This window comes from Seonamhaeicola algicola (assembly GCF_007997385.1).
Lineage (GTDB): Bacteria > Bacteroidota > Bacteroidia > Flavobacteriales > Flavobacteriaceae > Seonamhaeicola > Seonamhaeicola algicola.
On the sequence record NZ_VOSC01000012.1, the window covers coordinates 120,206 to 142,285 of the forward strand.

Sequence of the window (22,080 nt, forward strand, 5' to 3'; positions counted from 1 at the left end):
ATATTGATTAGAAGAATATTTTGAATTTACTTAGAAGAGGTTTCTTAACATTAATAATAGATAAGAGATAATTTGAAATACAAAATTAAAAAAACATAAACTACTTATGATTCGCTTTTTTACACACTCATCATCATAAACGCTTCAGGTTTAGTCACCATGTTTTTGCTTCCACAAATAAAAGGAACAAGTTGGTGTAATTCTCTTGGATCAATATCCATAATTCTAGTAAATCCATCACTAGCCTTACCGTTTGCTTGTTCCTCTAAAAATGCCATGAGGTTACATTCATATAATAAGCGTAGTTTACCGTTAGGGTTTTTAGAACTTTGTAGATAAAGGTAAATACCGCTCTTAATCATGTTTATATGAAAATCAGAAACCAACATTCCTAACATCTTTACCATGCTAGCGATATGCGCCGTGGGTAATCTTTAATTGTTTGGGCAATTTCTGAAGGTAGAGAAGCTGCAAGACAAGTTGATATATTTTTAATGGGTAAATCTGATCTTCCAACTAAAAATGCTGAAGGCGATTTAGTAGCTCTTTAAAAAACTAAACACATATTAAATAGAAAAGCGAACTTATAAGTTCGCTTTTTTTGCTTATAAATTTAATAACTGTTTTAAAAAACCCTCTTTACTACTTAATGATACTTTAACTTTCACTGCATTACTCATTACAGCATAAGGTGGTTTAGTTTTAGTATATTTTTTTACGTGACTTAAATTTACTAAACACGATTGACTCACCCTGTAAAAGCCGCTTTCAAGTAGTATTTCTTCAAAACGCTTTAAGGTTTTAGAACTGGTTATTTTCTTTCCGTTATCAATATAAATATCAGTGTAATTTACTTTAGCTTCACAATAAATAATATTTGAAACATTTAAAACAACGCATTCATTAGCTGTGTTTATGCTTATACGTTTTTTGGTAGTATCTTCTTTTAAATTATAAAGTAATGTGTCTATTTTTTTATTTACATCTTCAGTAGTTTTTTGAGATTTTAGCCTATTTACAACCTCATCAAAATCATCAAAATCAATAGGCTTTAATAAATAATGTAGCGCAGCAAACTTAAATGCTTTTACAGCGTATTTGCTATAAGCTGTGGTAAAAACAACCATAAAATTTAAATGCTTTACTTGTTGCAAATACTCAAACCCCGTTTGGTTGTTAATTTCTACATCTAAAAAAACTAAATCTGGATTTAGCGCATTTGTTGTTTCAACCGCATTTGTAACGTTTGTACATGTTTTTACAACATTAAAAACATCACTGTATTTACTGGTTAATTTTAGTAAAGCATCAATACAATGCTGCTCATCATCTATAATTAATGTATTAATCATTATTTAAATATGCTAATTGAAAAGGTAATATTACTTCAACTCTTGTACCTAAACTTTTATTAATAATATTAACTTTTGCTTTTATGTTTTTGGTTTTGTTTAAAACCGAAATTCTATCGTTTGTAATTTTTATACCCAATGATGTGTGTTCTGTATTCATTTTATTAGTATTTGTTATACCCACACCGTTATCATCTACACTATAACACAACTGTTTATTGTTTATTTTTTTAATTTGAATGGTAATTACACCAGAACCATTGAGTTTTGATATACCGTGCCAAATACTGTTTTCAACAAACGGTTGCATAATCATTGATGGCACTAAAACGTTGCTTTTATCAATACTATCATCAATTATAATTTCATAAATAAATCCGTTTGGAATACGCTTTTTTTCAATATCTAAATAACTCTCTAATAGTTTTACATCCTCTTCAATAGTAATGTTTTCATACATAGACACCTCTAATGTTTGACGCATTAATTTAGAAAATTTGGTAAGGTAATTTGATGCATCATCAACCTTATTACTTACAACGTAGTTATTTATAGCGTTTAGTGTATTGAATATAAAATGCGGATTCATTTGTGCTCTTAGTGCTTTTAACTCGGTTGTAGCCACTTTGGTGTTAAAATCGGCATCACGTTTTTTCTTATAAAAAACCATTAACCCAACTATGAAACACAAAATAATGCCTCCGCCTGCTAAGTATGTTGTTTTTATAAACTTTTGTCTCTTTAACTCATTAGCAAAAAGCAACTGCTCTTGTTTATGATTGTTTTCTAGAATATTTTTTTCATTTTGGTATTTGTATTTTTCTTCAAGCCTTACTAATTCTTCTTTCTTTTCAATAGAATTAAAACTATCTTTTAATTTTACAGCTTCATTAATATAATTATAGGCCTTTTTATAGTTTTTTAATTGCTTGTTTACTGTTGCTAAGGCTTCTAGCGCTGATACTTGCAACGATAAACTTTGTGCTTTTTTAGCTAAATTATAAGCCTGTTGATAATGATTTTTAGCTTTAAGCAAGCCATTTGTATTTAAATAGCTCTCGCCCATATACTCATAAACTATAGCTAAGTTATTGGTGTTACCAATAGTTTCATATAGCGCTTTAGCTTCATTAAAATTAGTAAGTGCTTTGTTATAATTTTTTAAGCCAACATTTACAATACCTATATTGGTTAAGGCATTGGCCATACCTAATTTATTATCACTTTTTTGCATTATACCATATGATTTTTGGTAATTATCAATGGCTTTTTGTTGCTGTTTTAAGTAGTCATAAATATTTCCAATATTATTGTAACTATTAGCTAAACCGTATTTATAATTTAAAGTTTGGTAAATTTTTGAAGCTTTTTCATGGTATACTAATGCCTTATTATATGTTTTTAACTTAGTGTACAGTATTGCAAGATTTTGGCTAGCGTTGGCATAATCTAAACTAAGGGTGTCTTTTAAATTTTTATATATGCTGAGCGCTTCTAAATACTTTGATAAAGACGAAGGATAATCAGACAAATACATATAGTTTATACCCATACTATTAAGCATTTTTGCCATTAACACACTATCATTTGCTTTTTTAAAAGCTTCAAAAGCTTCAATATTACATTTATTAGCTTTTACATAATTACTTTTATTAAAATAAATGAGTCCTTTGTTATAAATAAGTCTTGCTTGTTTATTATAATTATTGGCACTTTTATAAATTTCACCTGCTTTATCATACATTACTAGTGCCATAGAATCATTACCAATTGTTGAGTAATTATGCCCTTTATATTGGTATGCCCTAGCCTCTTTATCGGCATTTTTTAAATTTTTGGCAATGGTAATGGCCTCGTCTAAAACTTTTAAACCTTTTTTAGCATTTATTGAATAGTAGTAATACCCTAAATCTGTTAACAAATTCAGTCGTGTAGAATCTGCCAACTTAGTGTTTACCAATTGGTTCTCTAAAGAATCTATTTCTCTTTGTTGAGCTACCAAAACAGCACTAAATAAAAAACACAAGTAGCTTATTTTTTTAAACATAAAAGGGTTAAAATATTGTTGTTGAGTCAAATATATAAACAATAGAAAGAATACACTGTTAACAGCCAATAAAAAAACTTACAAATAATAACTAAAAGTAGTCAAATAATAAATTTAAGTATACTATTAATAGCTACTGTTTTATTTTCATAATGCTATTAATTAATCCTAACCGTAATGAAATCTTTATCTCACACAAATACCCTTATGGGTATGCTAGCTATTTTACTTTTTAACGTAGCTATTGGCTTTTCTCAACCAAAACGATTGTCAGAACCTAAACGTATATCAAACATAAAAACTGTTGATCATTTTGTAACACAATCATTTGACTTATATAACAAAATTTATGTTTATGATAGTTTAACTACTGCTGGTGTAGAAATACCTTCAGAACTTGAAGCCGAAGTAGTTACAAGAGCCGAAAAAAACATTGATAGCTTACTAGAAGTACTTCCAGATTTGTTTGAAGACTTAACCGATGATGGTGCTTACCTAAAAAAACTAAAAGCCACTGCAAACCTTAACAAATCTAAAAAGGCATTAAAATATTGCTTAAAAACTGTAAAAGGTTACGCTGCTGGCACTAAAACCGAAGAAGATGAAGAATAAATTACATGTAACAATAGCTGCCATATTATTAACTTTAATACTAAATAAAGTTAATGCTCAAAACTACAAAGACCAGTTTAAAAACGATATTTGTAACTGTTTTGAAAATAAAATAAACGAACTTAGAAATAGCAGAAGCGCTTATGAGCAATGTTTTAATAAAGCATTACCAAACCACGCTAGCGCCATTGATGCCAGCATTAACGAAGAAAACCAACAACTTAAGTACAAAAAAGGGCAAGAATTAAGAAAAGAACTTAAGTTTAAATTTTTCTATGAGCTTGTTAGTAGTTGCGATATGTATTATCAAATTCTTGAAGAAGAAAGACAACGCAAACTCATGTCTGCAAAATCTAGAGTATCTCGTTCGCACTTAGAACGATTAAATCAACAAGTTGCAATGACTCCTAATTCCACTTCGTATTACAGGCGAGCTGAAACCTATTTTTATTTAGGTGAATTAAAATTAGCTGAAGCAGATATTAGAGAAAGTTTAAAACTTCATAAAACAGGTTACAACGCTGCATACTTAAAAAAAGAACAAACACTTTTAGGTTGGATATTAGAAGAGCAAAAGCGCTACCCTGAAGCTATTGAAATTTATAATAACGTTTACAACAACGGTTACAGTTACGGTTATTATTACTACCAAGACACCAAAATTTTAGCTGCTTTAGTAAAACGAAAAGCCGGTATTAAAGGCAATACCACATCTCAACCAACTGTTGATAATGCTGCTAATGCCAATAATCAAAAACAAATTCCTGCTGTAAATACTTCTGGAAGCCAACCTAAAAAACCAACTACTGCAAAACCTAAGAAGGACTTAAAAAAGTTATTCAAACTATAAAATTTAGCTATTAATTAATCCTTTTAAACAAAAACACAATGACATCAAAAAACACGCTTTTGATTATGGCTTTGCTATGCATTTTTTTGCTAAAAGCCCAAAACACATTAACTGTTGACAATTCAGTTGGAGCAAACGCCCAATACAGTGATTTACAAAGTGCTATTAGCGCCGCAAGTAACGGAGACATTATATATGTACACGCCTCTGAAATAAATTATGGAGATATTGATATTGATAAACCATTAACGCTCATTGGTTTTTCGCATAGTGATGCTGATAAAAAATCAATGATAAATGAAATTGATTTACTTAATAACGCATCAAATGTTACAATAACAGGCTTTAATATTACAAATGATATTAACGCCTTAAACCCTACCACAGCAATAACAAATTTAATTATTGAAAACAATTATATTGAAGGTACTTTTTGGTCTAATAACAACAATGCTGGTGTAACCAATATGATTATTAGAGGTAATATTCTTTATAGAATAGCTAGCAACTCTGTAACGTATTCAAACTACACAAATACAACTATTAGTAATAATGTTATTACAGACAATATTTACATTTATTACCACGAATCTGTAACTATAAAAAACAACATATTTATAGATGCTTCAGCCCCAATTAATGTAAATAACGCTACAGGAAATTTAGATGTTCAAAATTGTATATTTATAGAATCATCTAGTACAACATTAAACATAAACTCTACGGGTGTTAACTTTGAAAATTGCCTAACCTATAATTTAGGTAGTGGTAACTACAGTAACTTATCTGGAAGTAATAATTTAAACAATCAAAATCCAAACTTTGTAAGTGCAACTGGTAGCACTTTTAATGCTGAAACAGATGATTATCATTTACAAGCAGGTTCTCCAGCTATAGGTTCTGGTGCCAGTGGTGTAGATATGGGCCTTTATGACGGTTCAAATGCATTTAATAATTTTGGATATACAAATGGTATTCCAACAGTAAAAATTACTGATATTACAGATAGAGTTTCCCCTGGAGCCAACCTAAGCGTTACTATAACCACAAACACCAATTAACATGAAAAAGTATATATTACTGTGCATTTTGGTGTTTTTTAGTAGTATTGCTATTGGCCAAAACATATCAAACGCAGAGTATTTTTTTAATACAGACCCTGGTATTGGTAATGGCAATGCTCTTTCGGTTAATGCTAATACCGGTACATTAACTCAAACGTTTTCAATACCTACAAATACTTTACCCGAAGGGTTTCATAGTTTATATGTTAGAACCCAACTAAGTAGTGGTAGTTGGAGTATGTATGACAAACAACTTTTTTACTTAAAAAATGTAATTACCGGAAATATAGCCGCTGCTGAATATTTTTTTAATACAGACCCTGGTGTTGGAAATGGAACAGTACTATCTGTTGACAGTAATTCTGGTGTTTTAAATCAGGTTTTCAACATACCAACTGGAAGTTTACCCGAAGGGTTTCATAGTTTTTATTTGAGAACCCAAGACACCAATGGAACTTGGAGTTTATATGACAGACAAATTATTTACATTAAAGAATTTGACTTTTCATTACACCAAGTTACAAATGCTGAGTACTTTATAGATACTGACCCTGGAGTGGGCAATGGAACACAAGTAGCCTTTGGTGATGCCTCACAAAATACGCAAGCACTAAATATTAACACCACAGGTTTAGCTGAAGGTGAACATGTTTTTTATGTTAGGGTTCAAGATACTAACGGTGACTGGTCTATTTATGATACTGCACTTTTTAACATTGATAACTCATTAAGTACAGAAACTAGCTTACTAAAAAATATTAGTTTATATCCTTCGCCATTCAAAAATCATGTTAATATTAACGTTCCTTCAAACACAAATATTAAAGCTATTAAAATTTACAATACCCTTGGCAAAACTGTGTTTTCAACAATTAAAAACACAAAAACACTAGAGTTACATCAATTAAAAAGCGGCATGTATATTTTAAATTTACAAACTAACGTGGGCAACGCTTCATTCAAAATAATAAAAAAATAAAACGATTATTTTAAAACACACCCAACAATGAAAAAAATACAATTTTTAGTTCTTACAATATTTTCATTATGCTATTTAAGCTGTTCTAGCAGTGATGATAGTGATACATTAAAAACCAACGTTTTGGGTACAATACAGCTGTCTGGTGATGATACAGCTATGGTTGGCACATCATTAACCGTTGGAAACATTAATTTAGATGGTTTAACTTCTACAGGCACTACAAAATCTGTTACCCTTTTAGATGAAAACACTACTATTAATGGTAATGAAGTAAACTCAAATAACGGTGCTACCAACGGCTTTGTAATAGTTGCTACGCAATTTAATACTGAAGATAATGCTGCTGTTAATAAAGTTATATCTATGGTAATAGTTAAAAACAGTACAGAATACAGGTATGTTTGCTCAACACCACCAACAACCTCAGCTTATGATACCGATTGTGGTAGCGGTTTTAGTGTTGATAAAACAAAAAAAGAAGTGGTTTTTAATAACACCACAGTTATAAACACAACTTCGGGTAAAATTTTAACTATGAATGGTACTATAACCTGGTAAAAACACATGTAAATTGCTATTTTAAATTGCTTGTAAATTAAGATAGTTAGTGGTAAGCGAACTTTTTTAAGTTCGCTTTTTTTTATTTGATACCACAGGCTTAAAACTAAAATTATTAAATAGTTAATTTCAGTATGAACCTATAAATAAACTATTCCATCTTTATAAATTGCACCATTAAACCAATGCTAAAAATGGTATCTGTATTTAAAAAACAAGAATATAGTTTTTTATATATTCTTTTACTAATAGTTTATGTAATAGGCTTGTTTATTCCACTAATGGAAAACGACTCTGCACAACATGCTACCATGGCTATGCGCATGTACCTTGAAAACGATTTTTTAAATATTTACAGAGGCGAAAACCCTTATTTAGATAAACCACACTTACATTTTTGGCTATCAGCTTTAGCATTTAAAATTTTTGGGGTTTATCATTGGGCATACAGAATTCCTGCGTTGGTTTTTACATTTAGCGGTGCGTACGCATGTTATAAATTGGCTAATGAGTTATATAGAAAAGAAAGCGGACACTTTGCTGCTTTAATTTTTCTATCTGCTCAAGCTATATTTTTGGCAAACCATGATGTTAGAACTGATGCTGTTTTAACAGGCGCTGTAATTTTAAGCTTATGGCAACTAGTATGCTATATTAACCATGAAAAACTTAAACACTTAATTTTTGGTGCTTTTTTTGCTGCTTTAGCATTTTCAACCAAAGGGCTATTAGGGGTGTTTATTTTAGGGGTTTGCACTTTAAGTTATGTTTTATATAAACGTAAGCTTGTTTTGGTTTTTAATTGGAAATCTATCATTGGGCTATTGGTTTTTGTATTAAGTATTAGTCCTGTTTTATACGCGTATTATTATCAATTTGATTTACACCCCGAAAAGGTATTTAACGGACAAAAAAATGTTTCTGGTGTTAAATTCATTTTGTGGGATCAAAGTTTTAACCGTTTAACATCACATGGTTTTAAACCCACAAGCCCCGATTATTTATTCTTTTTTCACACTATTTTGTGGGCATTTTTACCTTGGAGTTTACTTTTTTATGCAGCACTTTTTACTAGAATAAAACAACACATAAACGCTAAATTTAAGTATGTAAACATGCAGGAAACTTTAACATCTGTTGGTGTATTAACAGCTCTAATTGTTATGAGTTTTTCAAAATTTAAATTACCACACTATTTAAACAGTATATTTCCTGTTGCAGCAGTTTTAGTAGCAGGTTACATACTTTTTTTAAAAGAAAATAATAAAACAAAAGCCTTAAGCATATTTTTAAAAACACAATACTTAACTCTTGGTTTAGGTAGTGTTTTTGTAGTTTTTTTAAGTATTTGGGCTTTTAATATTTCAAATAAGGTTTTTATAATAGGGCTTTTAGCTTTTGTTATTATTACCATATATTTTTTTAAAAAAAACTATGCTACGCATAAAAAGCTAATAATTGTATCGGTTTTATTTATGGTACTTATTAACTATTGCTTAAACTATCAATTTTATCCTAATTTATTAAACTATCAAGCGGGCAATAATGCTTCAAAAATTATAACTTTAGAAAACATAAATAGTAATAATGTTTATATTTTAAAAGGAAAACAAAGTTGGTCTTTAGAGTTTTATGCGCAAAAAAATCTTCAAAGAATTTCAGCTAATAAATTAAACACACTAGAAAAAGGCACTTGGTTATTTGCCTATAAACAACAACTAGACACACTGAAAACACAGGTAAATTTTAGCAAAAAACATGAGTTTAAGCATTACCGTGTTACCAAATTAAAATTTGATTTTTTAAACCCTAAAACACGCCATAAAACACTTAAAAAAGCGTATTTATTACAAATAAACTAATGTTGTTTTTTGGCTTTAAGCATAAATGCTTCGGCTTTATCTACCATATTTTTGCTACCACAAATAAACGGTACACGCTGGTGTAGTTCTGTAGGTTCAATATCCATAATTCTAGTAAAACCATCACTAGCTTTTCCGTTAGCCTGTTCTGCTAAAAATGCCATAGGATTACACTCATAAAGCAACCTTAATTTTCCGTTTGGATTTTTTGAGCTTTGTGGATACAAATAAATACCTCCTTTTATCATGTTTCTATGAAAATCAGACACTAAAGAACCAATGTATCTTGATGTGTAAGGCCTATCATCAACCTCTTCCTGACAGTATTTTATGTAGTTTTTTATACCCTGCGGAAAATGCACATAGTTACCCTCATTAACCGAGTAAATATTACCATCTTCAGGAAATTCCATACAAGGGTGCGATAAGTAAAAAGAACCAATTGCTGGGTTTAATGTAAAACCGTTTACACCATCGCCGGTGGTATACACTAACATGGTAGATGTACCGTAAACTACATAACCGGCGGCAACTTGCTCACTACCTTTTTGCAAAAAATCTTCTAATTGTACAGGTGTTCCAATAGGTGTAATACGCCTGTAAATTGAAAAAATAGTTCCTACCGATACATTTACATCAATGTTTGATGAACCATCTAACGGATCAATTAATACTACATACTTATTCCCGTGGTTTTTATCTTGGCTGTTAATTGTAATAAAATCGTCTTCTTCTTCACTTGCAATACCACAAACAATATTACGTTTTGTAAGCGTTTGTATAAATTTAGTATTAGCATAAACATCAAGTTTTTGTTGGTCTTCACCTTGAATATTGGTATCTCCAACGGCGCCCAAAATATCAACTAAACCAGCTTTATTAACTTCATGATTAACTACTTTAGCTGCAAGCCTTATTGAGTTTAGTAAACTAGACAATTCACCCGAAGAATATTTAAAAGATGCTTGATTCTTAATAATAAATTCACCTAGTGTTTGTTTTTGGTGGGTCATAAATATTTAGTATTAAATTCTTTACAAATATCAATTAAATTTCTATTAACTACAACGTTTTCGTTGCAGAATAACAAAAACTTTATTTTTCTTTAACTTATATTTGAAAATATAAAATTTACTATGCAATTTAATATTAGAAAAGCAACGCAACATGATATGCCAGCAGTTTTATCTTTAATAAATGAACTGGCCGAATTTGAAAAAGAACCCGATGCTGTTGAAGTTACTGTTGAAGATTTAATTAATGATGGCTTTGGCAAACAACCGGCTTTTACATGCTTTGTTGCCGAAGTTGATAAGAACGTTGAAGGTATTGCTCTTGTGTATAACCGGTACTCTACTTGGAAAGGAAAAATAATTCATTTAGAAGATTTAATTGTAAGCAATAAATACCGTGGTGCTGGCATTGGCACCAAACTGCTTGATGAAGTAGTTAAATACGGGCATAGCTTGGGCGTAAAACGTATAAACTGGGAAGTGCTAGATTGGAATGAGCCTGCCATAAAATTTTACCAAAGTAAAGGTGCTAACGTAATGCGCGATTGGGATGTGGTACAAATGAACCAAGAAAGCATAAAAAACTATATAGCAAAACTTTAACATGCAAATATTTAAGTTTGGTGGTGCATCAGTTAAAGATGCAAAAAGTGTTAAAAATTTAGCCAGCGTTTTAAAAACCGTTGGCTACAAAAACACTTTAATAGTAATATCTGCCATGGGTAAAGTTACCAATGCCTTAGAGGTTGTTATTACCAATTATTTTAATAATAAAAGCGCGCTACAAAGCACCGTACAAGATATTATTAAATTTCATAATGATATTTTGTTTGATTTGTTTGAAAACGAAAATCATCCTGTTTTTACACAAGTTAAACTATTGTTTAATGAGCTTAATGCATTTTTAAAAACAAATAAATCACCAAACTATAGTTTTGTATATGACCAAGTTGTATGCTACGGCGAGCTTGTTTCAACCACCATTATAAGCCACTATTTAAACACCATTGGCATAAAAAACAATTGGATTGATGCCCGAAATTTCATAAAAACCGATGATTATTACCGTAGCGCCAATGTTAACTGGCAAGCCACACAAACAGCCATTTCTGGTAATTTAAACACAAACATTTTAAATGTAACCCAAGGCTTTTTAGGTAGTGATGCCAATAACTTTACCACCACACTTGGGCGAGAAGGTAGTGATTATACAGCAGCTATTTTTGCTTATTGCTTAAATGCACAAAGTGTAACTATTTGGAAAGATGTACCTGGTGTTTTAAATGCAGATCCGCGGTATTTTGAAAACACACAGCTACTTCATAAAATATCGTATACTGAGGCTATTGAACTTGCTTTTTATGGTGCCTCTGTTATTCACCCCAAAACATTACAACCATTACAAAAAAAGGAAATTACACTATACGTAAAATCGTTTTTAAATCCTACACTTGCTGGTACTTCAGTTAGCAAAGGTGTAGGTATAACACCTTTAATTCCTTGTTTTATTGCTAAAAAAAACTTGGTATTAATTTCATTGTCTACTTTAGATTTTTCGTATGTTGTTGAAGAAAACATAAGCGAAATTTTTGCGCTACTTCATCAACATAAAATGAAAGTAGATGTTATTCAAAATTCTGCCATTAGTTTTTCAGTATGCATTAACAATATGTATAATAATTTAGATAATTTACTGCAGCAACTTAAGGCAAAATTTAGTGTAACTTGCCATAAAAATGTATCATTATACACCATTAGGCACTACAACCAAAATGCCATTAAACAATTAGAAACAGATAAAACCGTTTTACTTAAACAGTTAACACAAGAAACCGTTCAAATAGTTACTAAATAATTATTTTTTTAAAGCATCAGATAGAAAATTTAGTACTTTTACAGTTATGACTAAACAAGAAGATCAAGGATTAGTATCTGCCAAAGAAGTTGCAAAAGCCATACAATTAAGCAAATACGGTTTTATTGGTACTTTTATAGGTTGGCTTTTAATGAAGGTGTTAAAAATTTCAACACTTAACCGCATTTATAATCGTAACAAACATTTAAACGACCTTGATTTTTTAAATGGTATTTTATCAGATTTTAGTATAAAATTTGAAATTCCTGAAGAAGACCTTAAACGCCTCCCTAAAGATGGCGCTTACATAACGGTATCAAATCATCCGCTTGGTGGTATTGATGGTATTTTACTTTTAAAACTAATGCTAGAACAGCGTAAAGATTTTAAAATAATAGCCAACTTTTTATTACACCGAATTGCCCCTTTAAAGCCTTACATAATGCCTGTTAATCCTTTTGAAGACAGAAAAGATGCAGCTTCAAGTATTGCAGGTTTTAAAAATGCTATTTTACACCTTCGCGAAGGGCATCCGTTAGGTATTTTTCCTGCAGGTGAAGTATCAACCTACAGAGATGGCAAATTAGTAGTAGATAAACCTTGGGAAGAAGCCGCTATGAAATTGGTTAAAAAAGCCGAAGTTCCTATTGTTCCTATTTATTTTCATGCTAAAAACAGCAAGTTATTTTATAAACTTTCAAAAATTAGTGATACGTTTCGCACTGCTAAACTACCTTCAGAATTACTAACTCAAAAACGTAGAACCATTAAGGTACGCATAGGCAAACCTATTTTAGTAAACGACCAAAAAGAGCATAAAACATTAGAAGAATTTTCAGAATTTATTAGAAAAAAAACCTATATGCTTTCTAATGCTTTTGAAGATAAACCTAAAATATTAGATAAAATACCAACAACGCTTAAAACCGTTAAACCTCCAAAACGCATTGTAACACCAATTGATACTGATGTTATGGATGCCGAAGTTGACGCATTACGAAAAGCCGATGCGCGCTTATTAGAAAGTAAAAATTACGAAGTGTTTTTGGCTGCCGCCGATAAAATACCAAACATTTTAAGAGAAATTGGTCGCCTACGTGAAATAACCTTTAGAGAAGTAGGCGAAGGCACCAATGAAGCTATAGATTTAGACACCTTTGATACCTATTATCACCACATGTTTTTATGGGATAATGAAAGTAAACTTATTGCAGGTGCTTACCGCATGGGCTTAGGTTCAAAAATATTTGCAAAATATGGTATTGACGGCTTTTATTTACAAGATTTATTTAGGTTTGAGCCCGAACTTTATAAAATGATGAGCGAATCTATAGAAATGGGGCGTGCCTTTATAATAAAAGCTTATCAGCAAAAACCAATGCCTTTATTTTTACTTTGGAAAGGTATTGTACATACCACCCTGCGTTACCCAGAACACAATTACTTAATTGGTGGTGTTAGTATTAGTAATCAGTTTTCAAACTTCTCAAAATCATTAATGATTGAGTTTATGAAATCACATTACTACGACCCGTATTTAGCACAATACGTACGCCCTAAAAAAGAATTTAAAGTAAAATTAAAAGATGCCGATAAAGATTTTGTTTTTGATGAAACTGAAGCAGACCTCAATAAATTTGATAAAATTATTGATGAAATAGAACCTGGTGCATTAAGACTACCTGTTTTACTTAAAAAGTATATAAAACAAAATGCACGTTTAGTTGCTTTTAATGTAGACCCACTATTTAACAATGCTGTTGATGGTTTAATGTACATTAAAATAGCCGATTTACCCGAAAGTACTGTACGCCCCGTAATGGAAGAATTTCAAGCAGAATTAGAGCGTAAGTTTATTGAAAAATAACGCCTAAAACATAGGTAAAAACACTTCATTTTTATTTCATTTTAACACTTTAACCTGTAAAAATTACCGTTAATCTTTTCTTAAAATTAATAATATAATAATTTTCTATACGTTTTGGTACGAAAATTGCTTTATTATGCAGAAAAAATAAATGCAAAATAAAGGCGTTATTTTAATAAAACGCTTTGTTTTTGTTATGAAAAGATTAATAAAAAGCAACTAAACATCCCTAATAAACTATGAAGTTATTCAGAATTTTAACCCCAGAAATTATTTTATACATAGCCATTGCTACTGGTATTATTTTATACACTTTTTTAAGTGACATGAAAGATGAAAGCCTAACAGATTTTGTTATTGCTATGTTTATTTTTATTGTAATTTGCACATTTACAGTAACTAAAATAAACGATAAAATACAAGGGCTTAAAAAAAATTAATCTTTACAGTAAACTCCCAAACACATATTTCATTTCTGTAGCAATTTCTAAACTTCTATTAAAGTAAGTTTCGGTTTGTTGCGGTGTACCGTCAGACTGTTTTGGGTCTTCGTAGGTAACCGCCACACGTTTATCGCAGCCTAAAACCATAGGGCAACCTTGGTCTGCCGATGAACAAGTCATAATGGCTGCAAAGTTTGATGATGGGTTAAACGCATTTTCATAACGCTTAGAAAATGCAATTACTGCTGGTGCATTTTCTGAAAATTTCACGCTATAAACGGGGTTTGAACCTTCAGATAATTGATTTATTTTAAAACCTTGGTTTTGCAGCGTTTCGCCTACTTTAGGAAACATTGCTGTTGCTTCTGTACCGCCAGAATAACAGTTTACATTATTAATATTAAAATGCGCTGCCATTGTTTGTGCCCAAATTTGCGATAAATGGCTTCGGCGTGAGTTGTGTGTACATATAAAATTTAACCTAATAGGTTGGTTTGCTTCTATTTTTTCTTTTACGTAATTAATTAATGGGGTTAAAACAGCTTTTCTTTCTTCACTAATTGTGTTTACGTTTAAAGCGTTTATAGTTTTATTTATGGTTTCAAATAATGTATTACTCATATTCGGGTTTTATTTTTAAATTCTAGCTAGTACAAAAATGATAAATGTGTTAATTAACAACAATTACCGTCTGGCGAGCAACAAGGCTCGTTAGTATTGGCTGCATCGGTTTCATTAGTTAAAACTATGTTTTCTGGAACACCACAAATACCTTTGGCTTTGCAATCTGTTTTTTCTACAGCTAACTTAAAAATTAGGTTGTTGTTTTTAATTTCAAAATCGTTAACAAAAAGTTGTGCAGTGTGAAATGCTGCATTTCCGTATTCAAATTTAACCTCAGCATTTAAGTTGTAAGGTTTTATTTTACCTACTTTTTTAAGTATGCCTTGGGCTTTTAAAACACTCATGTAATTAGGTTTACCCAATTCTGTTGGGCTTTCCCAAAGTTGTATAATTGTTTCTTTCCAACTATCAGTTTGAGCGCCACAATCAACAGAATCTACGGTTATGTGTTTAACTTCGGTTATATGATAATTGGTGCCTACCAACATGTTTGGTGCATATTCAAAAAGTAATGCTTTGTCTTGGTTTTGCTCTAAAATGTTTAATAATTCTTGTGTTTTCATAATATATGTTTTAACAACAATTTTGTTTTGTATTATTAAAAAATGAGTTTAAATGATTTTGAATATCATTCCAACGGTCAATATTTATACAATAACACATACTTTTTCCTTCAATTTCACCTTTAAGCAAGCCTATACTTTTTAATTCTTTTAAATGTTGTGAAATGGTAGCTTGTGCCAATCCAATTTCTTCAACCAAATCATTACAAATACAACTGTTTTGCTCACTTATATATTGAAGAATTGCCACACGTGCAGGATGCCCTAACACTTTAAAAAACTGTGCTAAATCATTTTGCTGCTTTGTGAATATTTGCGATTTTGTAATGCCCATAACTCATATAAATTATATATTGCAATATTACGATAATAGAGATTAATAAAAAAGCCAAAATTATAAAATTTTGACTTTTTTGTTTTTATAGAGACTTAAACCAATCTTGAAAAAACTTTCCAATAACTGGTGTTTCTTTCTTTTCTCCACCTAATGCACCTACTAAACTCATAATCCAGAAAACAATAAGTACAAGATTTAAAATCCAGCCAACTACAGGCACAAACCATAATACAAATGAGCATATTATAAGCCCTAACATTTGCCTAATGTAGAATGAAGCAAATTCAGTTTTATTACCATTATTCATTACTAAAGCAATAATCCATCCTATTAAAGTAATATGTGCAATTATTGCTACATTTTTACCATCACTTAATACTTCTTTGGCATCATTTGTAAATTCTTTAGCTGTTTCTTTGGCGTCATCAGCAAAATCTTCAGCTTTATCTGCTGCTTTTTTTACGCCTTCTTTAGCATCGCCTAACATATCGTTTAGGTCATCGCTTAAATTCTTTTCATCAGACATGATATAAATTTGTTTAAATGGTTAGAGTATAAATTTATAAATTAAAAATTTATTTGGCATCATACGTCTTTTATTTTTTTAACATAACTATTTACTAGGTTATTGTTTATTAACTAAATAACATAACAAGGCCACCAATAGTAGTTATAACAATTATAAAACGCCTGTAGTTTGTGTTTGATATAAGCTTTACCAATTTTACACCCAAAAAGAAACCAATAACTACAGCCGGAAATAAGCATGCGTTTAAAGTAAGTGTTTGTACAGATACGGTTTTCCATACAAAAAAGTGAAACGGTAGTTTAAACACATTTATAATAAAAAATAACCATGCAGCTGTACCAATAAATTCATTTTTTGGCAAACGCATAGCTAAAAAATAAATATTTGAAATGGGGCCAGCCAAATTACCTATCATGGTTGTAAACCCAGCCATAAAACCCATTGCATATGAAAATACTTTATTATTTGGCATGCTATTACTTTTTCGGTGTTCTAAAAACAGCATAATTCCAATAGAACCTATAATTATAAGTGCCATTATGCGTTTAAAAACAATTTCAGAAATAGTATCACCTACCCAAACGCCTACTAAAACACCTAAAATCATTGAAGGTAAGAGCATTTTTATAAATTTCCATTGGGTATGGCGGTTGTAATAACTTACTGCTAAAACATCTGCACTTATTAACATTGGTAATAATACGCCAGTTGAAGCTTTTTCGCCAAAAACAAATGCCAACATTATAACTATTACTATACCAATGCCTTTTATACCAGATTTTGAAGCACCTAAAACAAAGGCAGCAAGACCAATTGCTAACCACTTATAAACCGATAAATTATACTGCTGAAGAATATCTAGCATACTAAAATATGTAGTTGAAATGTATTACCATAGTTTTTATAAACTGTAAACAAATTTCATTAATTAATTTTAACTATTAAAGTTATTGTTTTTCTATATATGTTTATTTTTTTATTGCAGACTCATAAATTTCAATCCACTCCTTACAGGTTATTTTTTTAGTTAATGCCGCAATTAATTCAAACGGAATATCATCAATATATTTAAAACGGATGCAACTTTTACCAATATCTAACTTGTGTTTACTGTGTTTGGCGTATTCTGCAACAAACCAATTATATAATTCTTTTTTTGCATAAATACCGCTATGATAAAGGTTAATAGTATGTTTTTGTGAAGCAAAACTCATAAAAGGTAAGGGTTCTTTAGGGTTACAATGGTAACCATTTGGATATATTGTGTGTGGCACAAAATACCCTATCATTTTATATTGCATACCTTCTTTAAAACCTTCTGGCAAATTATCATTAATTACTTGCCGTAACTTTTTTAAAGCAGCCTGACGTTCTTTAGGCACTTGGTTTATGTAGTCTTCGGGTGTGTTGGCGTTATATTGCATTTTAAAAACTTTTAAACGTGCTGATCTAGCAAAATTGTGTTTCCATCAGGATCAATTAAAACAGCACTTGCTGGACCTTTTGTAGTTTCATCAGCTTCATTTATAAATGCTATGCCATTATTTTTTAAATGCTTTTGAATGTTTCTTACATCAGTAAAATCTTTTAACGTATTAGCATTTTCATCCCAACCTGGATTAAAAGTTAAAATATTATTTTCAAACATACCCTGAAAAAGGCCTACCAGCGCATTGCCATTTTTCATGATTAGGTAATTATTTGAAACAGCACCAGCAAAAACGGTAAACCCCAAATGCTCATAAAAGTTTTTTGACTTTTGAATGTCTTTAACATTTAAACTCACAGAAAATGCACCTAGTTTCATAATTATATTTTTTGAAGTAGGCATAAAAGCAGAAAATGGGTTGCTGTTAAAGTTAATAAATTATTTATGCGCTTTTACAACAAACCTATGCAAGCTATACTCCTTAAGGTTTACTAAAAGGTAAAACGCGCTTTAATTTTATCTACAATAGTTTGGGCAAGTTTCTCATTACTTTCAACCGTCCATCCTGCTACATGTGGCGATAACAATACGTTTTTAGCTTGAATTAAATATTGAAACGCTTCAGGCATTTCAGAAGAAAATAAACTTTCAAAAGATGCTTTTTCATACTCTAAAACATCTAAACCTGCGCCTAAAATTTTACCTGTTTTTAATGCCGAAACCAAATTATTTGTAACTACGCTTTTACCACGTGCTGTATTAATTAACCAAAATGGTTTTTTAAAGGCATTAATAAAATTGGTATTAACCATGTTTAACGTTAGTGGTGTTTGTGGCGTATGTAAACTTAAAACATCAACTTTTTCTTGAAGTTCTTGTAAACTTACTTGTTTTGCGTTTTCATCGGCTATATTATCTTTAATATCGTAGCATAAAACCTCAACATCAAAACCTTTTAACTTTTTTGCAAAGGCTTTACCCATATTACCGTAACCAATAAGGCCAACGGTTTTTCCGTCTAACTCAATACCTCGGTTTTCTTCACGAAGCCATTTGCCAGATCTAACTTCTAAATCGGCTTTATTTAACTTATTAAATAATGATAATAGCATACCTAAGGCATGCTCGCCAACAGCATTTCTATTGCCTTCGGGTGCAGAAATTAGGTACACGCCTTTTTTTTCGGCATACTCACAATCTATATTTTCTAAACCGGCACCAACTCTACCAATAAACTTAAGGTTTGTGGCTGCATCTAAAAATTGTTTATCTATTGTAAATCTGCTTCTAATAATTAAACCATCATAAGCTGATATTTTACTTTCAATTTCAGATTTTGAAGCTGTATAATCTTCATGATTTGCAAACCCTAAGCTTTGTAATTGACTGATTAATAGCGGATGATTAGTATCTAAATGAAGAATTTTCATGACTAAAATTATAAGATAAATTTATGGTTTTTTAGAGTGTTTTATACTTAAAAATTTAAAACCCTAAAATAAGTTTTGCTATGTAGAAAAACAGGAAAATACCAAAAATATCGTTACTTGTTGTAATAAAAGGACCTGTTGCTATGGCCGGATCAATACCGCGTTTATCTAAAATAATGGGTACAAAAGTACCTATTAAAGCTGCAATAATAATTACAGACATCATAGAAATGGCAATAGTCATACTGAAATTAAATTGCATATCCATTACAAAACCAAAAAGTATTACCAAAATACCTAAAACAGCACCGTTTATAAGACTTAAACCAACTTCTTTTAATAACCTGCTTAATAGGCTGCCTTTTACAATATCATTAGCTAAACCCTGAACAATAATAGCGCTAGATTGTACACCAACATTACCCGCCATGGCCGCAATAAGTGGTGTGAAGAAAAAGAGTTCTTTATAACTGTTTAAGGCTTCTTCATAACTTTCCATAATAAACACACTTCCTAAACCACCAAACAAACCTAAAATTAACCATGGTAAGCGGGCACGTGTTAGTTGCCAGATACTATCATCAGCCTCAACGTCTTTTGATATACCTGCTGCCAATTGGTAATCTTTATCAGCTTCTTCTTTTAAAACATCAACAATATCATCAATGGTAATACGGCCTAAAAGTACTTTGTTTTCATCGCTTTCAACTACCGGAATTGCCTCTAAATCATACTTTGCCATAATTTTGGCAACTTCTTCAGCATCTTCATTTACATTTACATAATCTACACTAGAAATATAAATGTCGGCTATTTTTTGTTCGCTTTTTGCTGTAATTAAATCTTTTAATGATAAACGCCCTATTAAACGTTCTTGTTTATCAACCACATAAATAGAATGTACACGTTTAACATCTTTGGCTTGCCCACGAATTCTGCGTAAACAGCCCGCAACCGTCCATGTTTCATATACTTTTACAAGCTCTTTTGCCATTAAACCACCTGCAACATCTTCATCATAAGCTAAAAGTTCTGTAATTTCGGCTCTGTGGTCTTCATCTTCAATTTGATCAATAACTGCTTTTTGGCGTTCTTCTGGTAATTCTGCAATCATATCTGCAGCATCATCAGTATCAAGCTCTTCAATTTCTTCAGCAATTTCTTTGGCCGAAAGGTTTTTTAATACCTTTTCACGGTTGTCTTCATCAAGTTCCATTAAAATATCTGAAGTAGTTTCAGAATCTAATAGTTTAATGACGTACATGGCCTGCTCTAAATTAAGTTCATCTAGAATTTCGGCAATATCAGCATAATGGAAATCATCCATTAAGGTTTTAAGTTCTTTATCGTTTTTAGTTTCGATTAGTAACTCAACCTTCTCTAAAAGTTCATCGGTTAGCTGAAATTGTATGTTTTCTTTTTCCTCTTGCATATAATTCTGATGAAAATAGAAATCACTTAGCGTGATATTTATACTTGATCTTTTTCAATAAGCAGCGTAAGTTCTATAAACGCTTGTACTGGTAATTGCTCTGGCCGCTGGCCAAAGATACTATTTGCTTTTAAATTATTAGATAAATTGAATGTTTTTAAACTGTTACGAAGTGTTTTTCGGCGTTGTTGAAATGCTTGTTTAACTACTTTAAAAAAGAGGGCTTCATTACAGGGTAATGTGAATTCTTTTTTTCGGATAAGCCTTAAAACACCCGAATCTACTTTTGGTGGCGGATTAAACACCGTTGGCGGCACCGTAAACAAATACTCGGCATCGTAAAATGCTTGTGTTAAAACTGAAAGAATACCATAAACTTTACTACCTTCTTTTGAGCAAATACGTTGTGCTACTTCTTTTTGAAACATGCCTGTAAACTCTGGTATTTGATGACGCTTTTCTAAAGTTTTAAACACTATTTGTGATGAAATATTATACGGAAAATTTCCTGTAATGGCATAAGGTTGGTTATTAAAAACCTCTGTTAAATCATATTTAAGAAAGTCTTTTTCTATAATTCTTGGCGCTAAATTTAGGTAGTTAGCTTGCAAATATTCTACTGATTCTGTATCAATTTCAATAACATAAGTTTCAACATCTTTTTGTAATAAATACTTGGTAAGTACGCCCATGCCCGGACCAATTTCTAATACGTTTTTATAACCGTTTAAGGTTAGTGTATCGGCAATTTTTTTGGCAATATTTTCGTCTTTTAAAAAGTGCTGACCTAAATGTTTTTTTGCTTTTACCGTCATTGGCGTGGGGTATTTAATTAGGAGTTATGTTTACAAAATACTCGTCTATCATTTCTAACTCGGTTCTAAAAGACAGCATTTTATCGGCAAAGCGCTTTAAGCCATCGGCTCTTAACCTTTGGGCATCTTCTTTGTAATAATCATTTAAAGCTTCGCGCGAATAGGCTCTGTATTGTATAGAATAGGTTATGCCTCCCATGTCTTCTTCTACTAAAACACGGGTTAGTGTGGCTTTATCAAATTTACCTGTTGCTAATACTTGTGGTATGTGTTCTTTTATCCATGTTAACCATTCGTCATGAATAGACGGATCTATATTTGCCGTTACGTTATAAATTATCATAATTGTAAAAAGTTCAAATTCTTATTAAAAAGCATCAAAAAAAACATTATGTTTTAACAACCTTTATTGAGGT

The 22,080-nt window shown here is 30.9% G+C and carries 24 protein-coding genes and 2 pseudogenes; 11 read left to right on the plus strand and 15 right to left on the minus strand.

The features are described 5' to 3' along the window. Positions 1 to 119: 119 nt before the first annotated feature. Positions 120 to 401 (minus strand): annotated as a pseudogene (locus FUA26_RS03020) (class 1 fructose-bisphosphatase); the annotation flags it as partial. Here FUA26_RS03020 and gltD point away from each other — a divergent pair. Beyond that, positions 379 to 551: pseudogene (gene gltD, locus FUA26_RS15790) on the plus strand (glutamate synthase); the annotation flags it as partial. The pseudogenes FUA26_RS03020 and gltD sit on opposite strands and share 23 nt — an antisense overlap. Before the next feature lie 54 nt (positions 552 to 605). On the opposite strand, the gene FUA26_RS03030 reads toward gltD, so the two are convergent. Both FUA26_RS03030 and FUA26_RS03035 read right to left on the minus strand, forming a co-directional pair. Beyond that, the gene (locus tag FUA26_RS03030; RefSeq protein ID WP_147131397.1) at positions 606 to 1,352 is read right to left on the minus strand and encodes a LytR/AlgR family response regulator transcription factor; all 747 of its coding nucleotides are present in this window, start codon (positions 1,350 to 1,352) and stop codon (positions 606 to 608) included. Further along, positions 1,345 to 3,399 carry a tetratricopeptide repeat-containing sensor histidine kinase gene (locus tag FUA26_RS03035; RefSeq protein WP_147131399.1) on the minus strand — a complete coding sequence of 685 codons (2,055 nt, stop codon included), beginning with the start codon at positions 3,397 to 3,399 and terminating at the stop codon, positions 1,345 to 1,347. Before FUA26_RS03035 ends, FUA26_RS03030 begins: the two co-directional genes overlap by 8 nt. A gap of 177 nt (positions 3,400 to 3,576) precedes the next feature. Here FUA26_RS03035 and FUA26_RS03040 point away from each other — a divergent pair, with 177 nt between their 5' ends. From FUA26_RS03040 to FUA26_RS03065, 6 genes are all read left to right on the plus strand, one after another. Next, on the plus strand, positions 3,577 to 4,011 hold the full coding sequence (locus FUA26_RS03040; protein ID WP_147131402.1) for a hypothetical protein: 435 nt from the start codon (positions 3,577 to 3,579) through the stop codon (positions 4,009 to 4,011). Then, positions 4,001 to 4,861: a tetratricopeptide repeat protein gene (locus FUA26_RS03045; RefSeq protein WP_147131405.1), complete on the plus strand. Its 861-nt coding sequence runs from the start codon at positions 4,001 to 4,003 to the stop codon at positions 4,859 to 4,861. Before FUA26_RS03040 ends, FUA26_RS03045 begins: the two co-directional genes overlap by 11 nt. 38 nt (positions 4,862 to 4,899) lie before the next feature. After that, entirely contained in the window at positions 4,900 to 5,922 is a 1,023-nt protein-coding gene (locus FUA26_RS03050; RefSeq protein ID WP_147131406.1) for a right-handed parallel beta-helix repeat-containing protein, read from the plus strand. Between the two features lies 1 nt (position 5,923). Next, positions 5,924 to 6,904, plus strand: a complete 981-nt coding sequence (locus tag FUA26_RS03055) for a T9SS type A sorting domain-containing protein (protein ID WP_147131409.1) — start codon at positions 5,924 to 5,926, stop codon at positions 6,902 to 6,904. A gap of 27 nt (positions 6,905 to 6,931) precedes the next feature. Further along, entirely contained in the window at positions 6,932 to 7,465 is a 534-nt protein-coding gene (locus FUA26_RS03060; protein WP_147131412.1) for a hypothetical protein, read from the plus strand. Positions 7,466 to 7,659: 194 nt separating this feature from the next. Next, positions 7,660 to 9,327: an ArnT family glycosyltransferase gene (locus FUA26_RS03065; protein WP_186826843.1), complete on the plus strand. Its 1,668-nt coding sequence runs from the start codon at positions 7,660 to 7,662 to the stop codon at positions 9,325 to 9,327. On the opposite strand, the gene fbp is transcribed toward FUA26_RS03065, so the two are convergent. Beyond that, the gene (gene fbp / locus FUA26_RS03070; protein WP_147131418.1) at positions 9,324 to 10,340 is read right to left on the minus strand and encodes a class 1 fructose-bisphosphatase; all 1,017 of its coding nucleotides are present in this window, start codon (positions 10,338 to 10,340) and stop codon (positions 9,324 to 9,326) included. The two genes, FUA26_RS03065 and fbp, sit on opposite strands and share 4 nt — an antisense overlap. Before the next feature lie 123 nt (positions 10,341 to 10,463). Here fbp and FUA26_RS03075 point away from each other — a divergent pair, with 123 nt between their 5' ends. From FUA26_RS03075 to FUA26_RS03090, 4 genes are all read left to right on the plus strand, one after another. Next, entirely contained in the window at positions 10,464 to 10,943 is a 480-nt protein-coding gene (locus FUA26_RS03075) for a GNAT family N-acetyltransferase (RefSeq protein ID WP_147131421.1), read from the plus strand. A gap of 1 nt (position 10,944) precedes the next feature. Beyond that, on the plus strand, positions 10,945 to 12,195 hold the full coding sequence (locus FUA26_RS03080; protein WP_147131423.1) for an aspartate kinase: 1,251 nt from the start codon (positions 10,945 to 10,947) through the stop codon (positions 12,193 to 12,195). Between the two features lie 46 nt (positions 12,196 to 12,241). After that, positions 12,242 to 14,062 carry a GNAT family N-acyltransferase gene (locus tag FUA26_RS03085; protein ID WP_147131426.1) on the plus strand — a complete coding sequence of 607 codons (1,821 nt, stop codon included), beginning with the start codon at positions 12,242 to 12,244 and terminating at the stop codon, positions 14,060 to 14,062. Between the two features lie 239 nt (positions 14,063 to 14,301). Beyond that, positions 14,302 to 14,502 (plus strand): hypothetical protein, encoded by a 201-nt coding sequence (locus FUA26_RS03090; protein ID WP_147131429.1) that lies wholly within the window; start codon positions 14,302 to 14,304, stop codon positions 14,500 to 14,502. Between the two features lie 3 nt (positions 14,503 to 14,505). Here FUA26_RS03090 and FUA26_RS03095 read toward each other — a convergent pair whose 3' ends face one another. The 11 genes from FUA26_RS03095 to FUA26_RS03145 form a co-directional block, all read right to left on the minus strand. Further along, on the minus strand, positions 14,506 to 15,126 hold the full coding sequence (locus tag FUA26_RS03095) for an arsenate-mycothiol transferase ArsC (protein ID WP_147131432.1): 621 nt from the start codon (positions 15,124 to 15,126) through the stop codon (positions 14,506 to 14,508). A 53-nt stretch (positions 15,127 to 15,179) separates the two neighbouring features. Then, a complete protein-coding gene (locus FUA26_RS03100; RefSeq protein ID WP_186826844.1) occupies positions 15,180 to 15,692 on the minus strand; it encodes a DUF6428 family protein in 513 nt (170 codons plus the stop codon). Positions 15,693 to 15,702: 10 nt separating this feature from the next. Next, positions 15,703 to 16,026: an ArsR/SmtB family transcription factor gene (locus FUA26_RS03105; RefSeq protein ID WP_147131435.1), complete on the minus strand. Its 324-nt coding sequence runs from the start codon at positions 16,024 to 16,026 to the stop codon at positions 15,703 to 15,705. Positions 16,027 to 16,111: 85 nt separating this feature from the next. Continuing rightward, a complete protein-coding gene (locus FUA26_RS03110; RefSeq protein ID WP_147131437.1) occupies positions 16,112 to 16,555 on the minus strand; it encodes a YtxH domain-containing protein in 444 nt (147 codons plus the stop codon). 109 nt (positions 16,556 to 16,664) lie between these two features. Continuing rightward, complete coding sequence (locus FUA26_RS03115) at positions 16,665 to 17,423, minus strand: sulfite exporter TauE/SafE family protein (RefSeq protein ID WP_147131439.1); 759 nt, start codon at positions 17,421 to 17,423, stop codon at positions 16,665 to 16,667. Between the two features lie 103 nt (positions 17,424 to 17,526). Continuing rightward, the gene (locus FUA26_RS03120; protein WP_147131442.1) at positions 17,527 to 17,982 is read right to left on the minus strand and encodes a DUF1801 domain-containing protein; all 456 of its coding nucleotides are present in this window, start codon (positions 17,980 to 17,982) and stop codon (positions 17,527 to 17,529) included. A gap of 11 nt (positions 17,983 to 17,993) precedes the next feature. Then, a complete protein-coding gene (locus FUA26_RS03125; RefSeq protein ID WP_147131444.1) occupies positions 17,994 to 18,365 on the minus strand; it encodes a VOC family protein in 372 nt (123 codons plus the stop codon). A gap of 113 nt (positions 18,366 to 18,478) precedes the next feature. Further along, positions 18,479 to 19,417, minus strand: a complete 939-nt coding sequence (locus tag FUA26_RS03130; protein ID WP_147131447.1) for a 2-hydroxyacid dehydrogenase — start codon at positions 19,415 to 19,417, stop codon at positions 18,479 to 18,481. Positions 19,418 to 19,472: 55 nt separating this feature from the next. Next, complete coding sequence (gene mgtE, locus FUA26_RS03135; RefSeq protein ID WP_186826845.1) at positions 19,473 to 20,849, minus strand: magnesium transporter; 1,377 nt, start codon at positions 20,847 to 20,849, stop codon at positions 19,473 to 19,475. 38 nt (positions 20,850 to 20,887) lie between these two features. Continuing rightward, positions 20,888 to 21,664 carry a 16S rRNA (adenine(1518)-N(6)/adenine(1519)-N(6))-dimethyltransferase RsmA gene (rsmA, locus tag FUA26_RS03140; protein WP_147131450.1) on the minus strand — a complete coding sequence of 259 codons (777 nt, stop codon included), beginning with the start codon at positions 21,662 to 21,664 and terminating at the stop codon, positions 20,888 to 20,890. 13 nt (positions 21,665 to 21,677) lie between these two features. Then, positions 21,678 to 22,007 carry a DUF4286 family protein gene (locus tag FUA26_RS03145; RefSeq protein ID WP_147131452.1) on the minus strand — a complete coding sequence of 110 codons (330 nt, stop codon included), beginning with the start codon at positions 22,005 to 22,007 and terminating at the stop codon, positions 21,678 to 21,680. Positions 22,008 to 22,080: the final 73 nt, after the last annotated feature.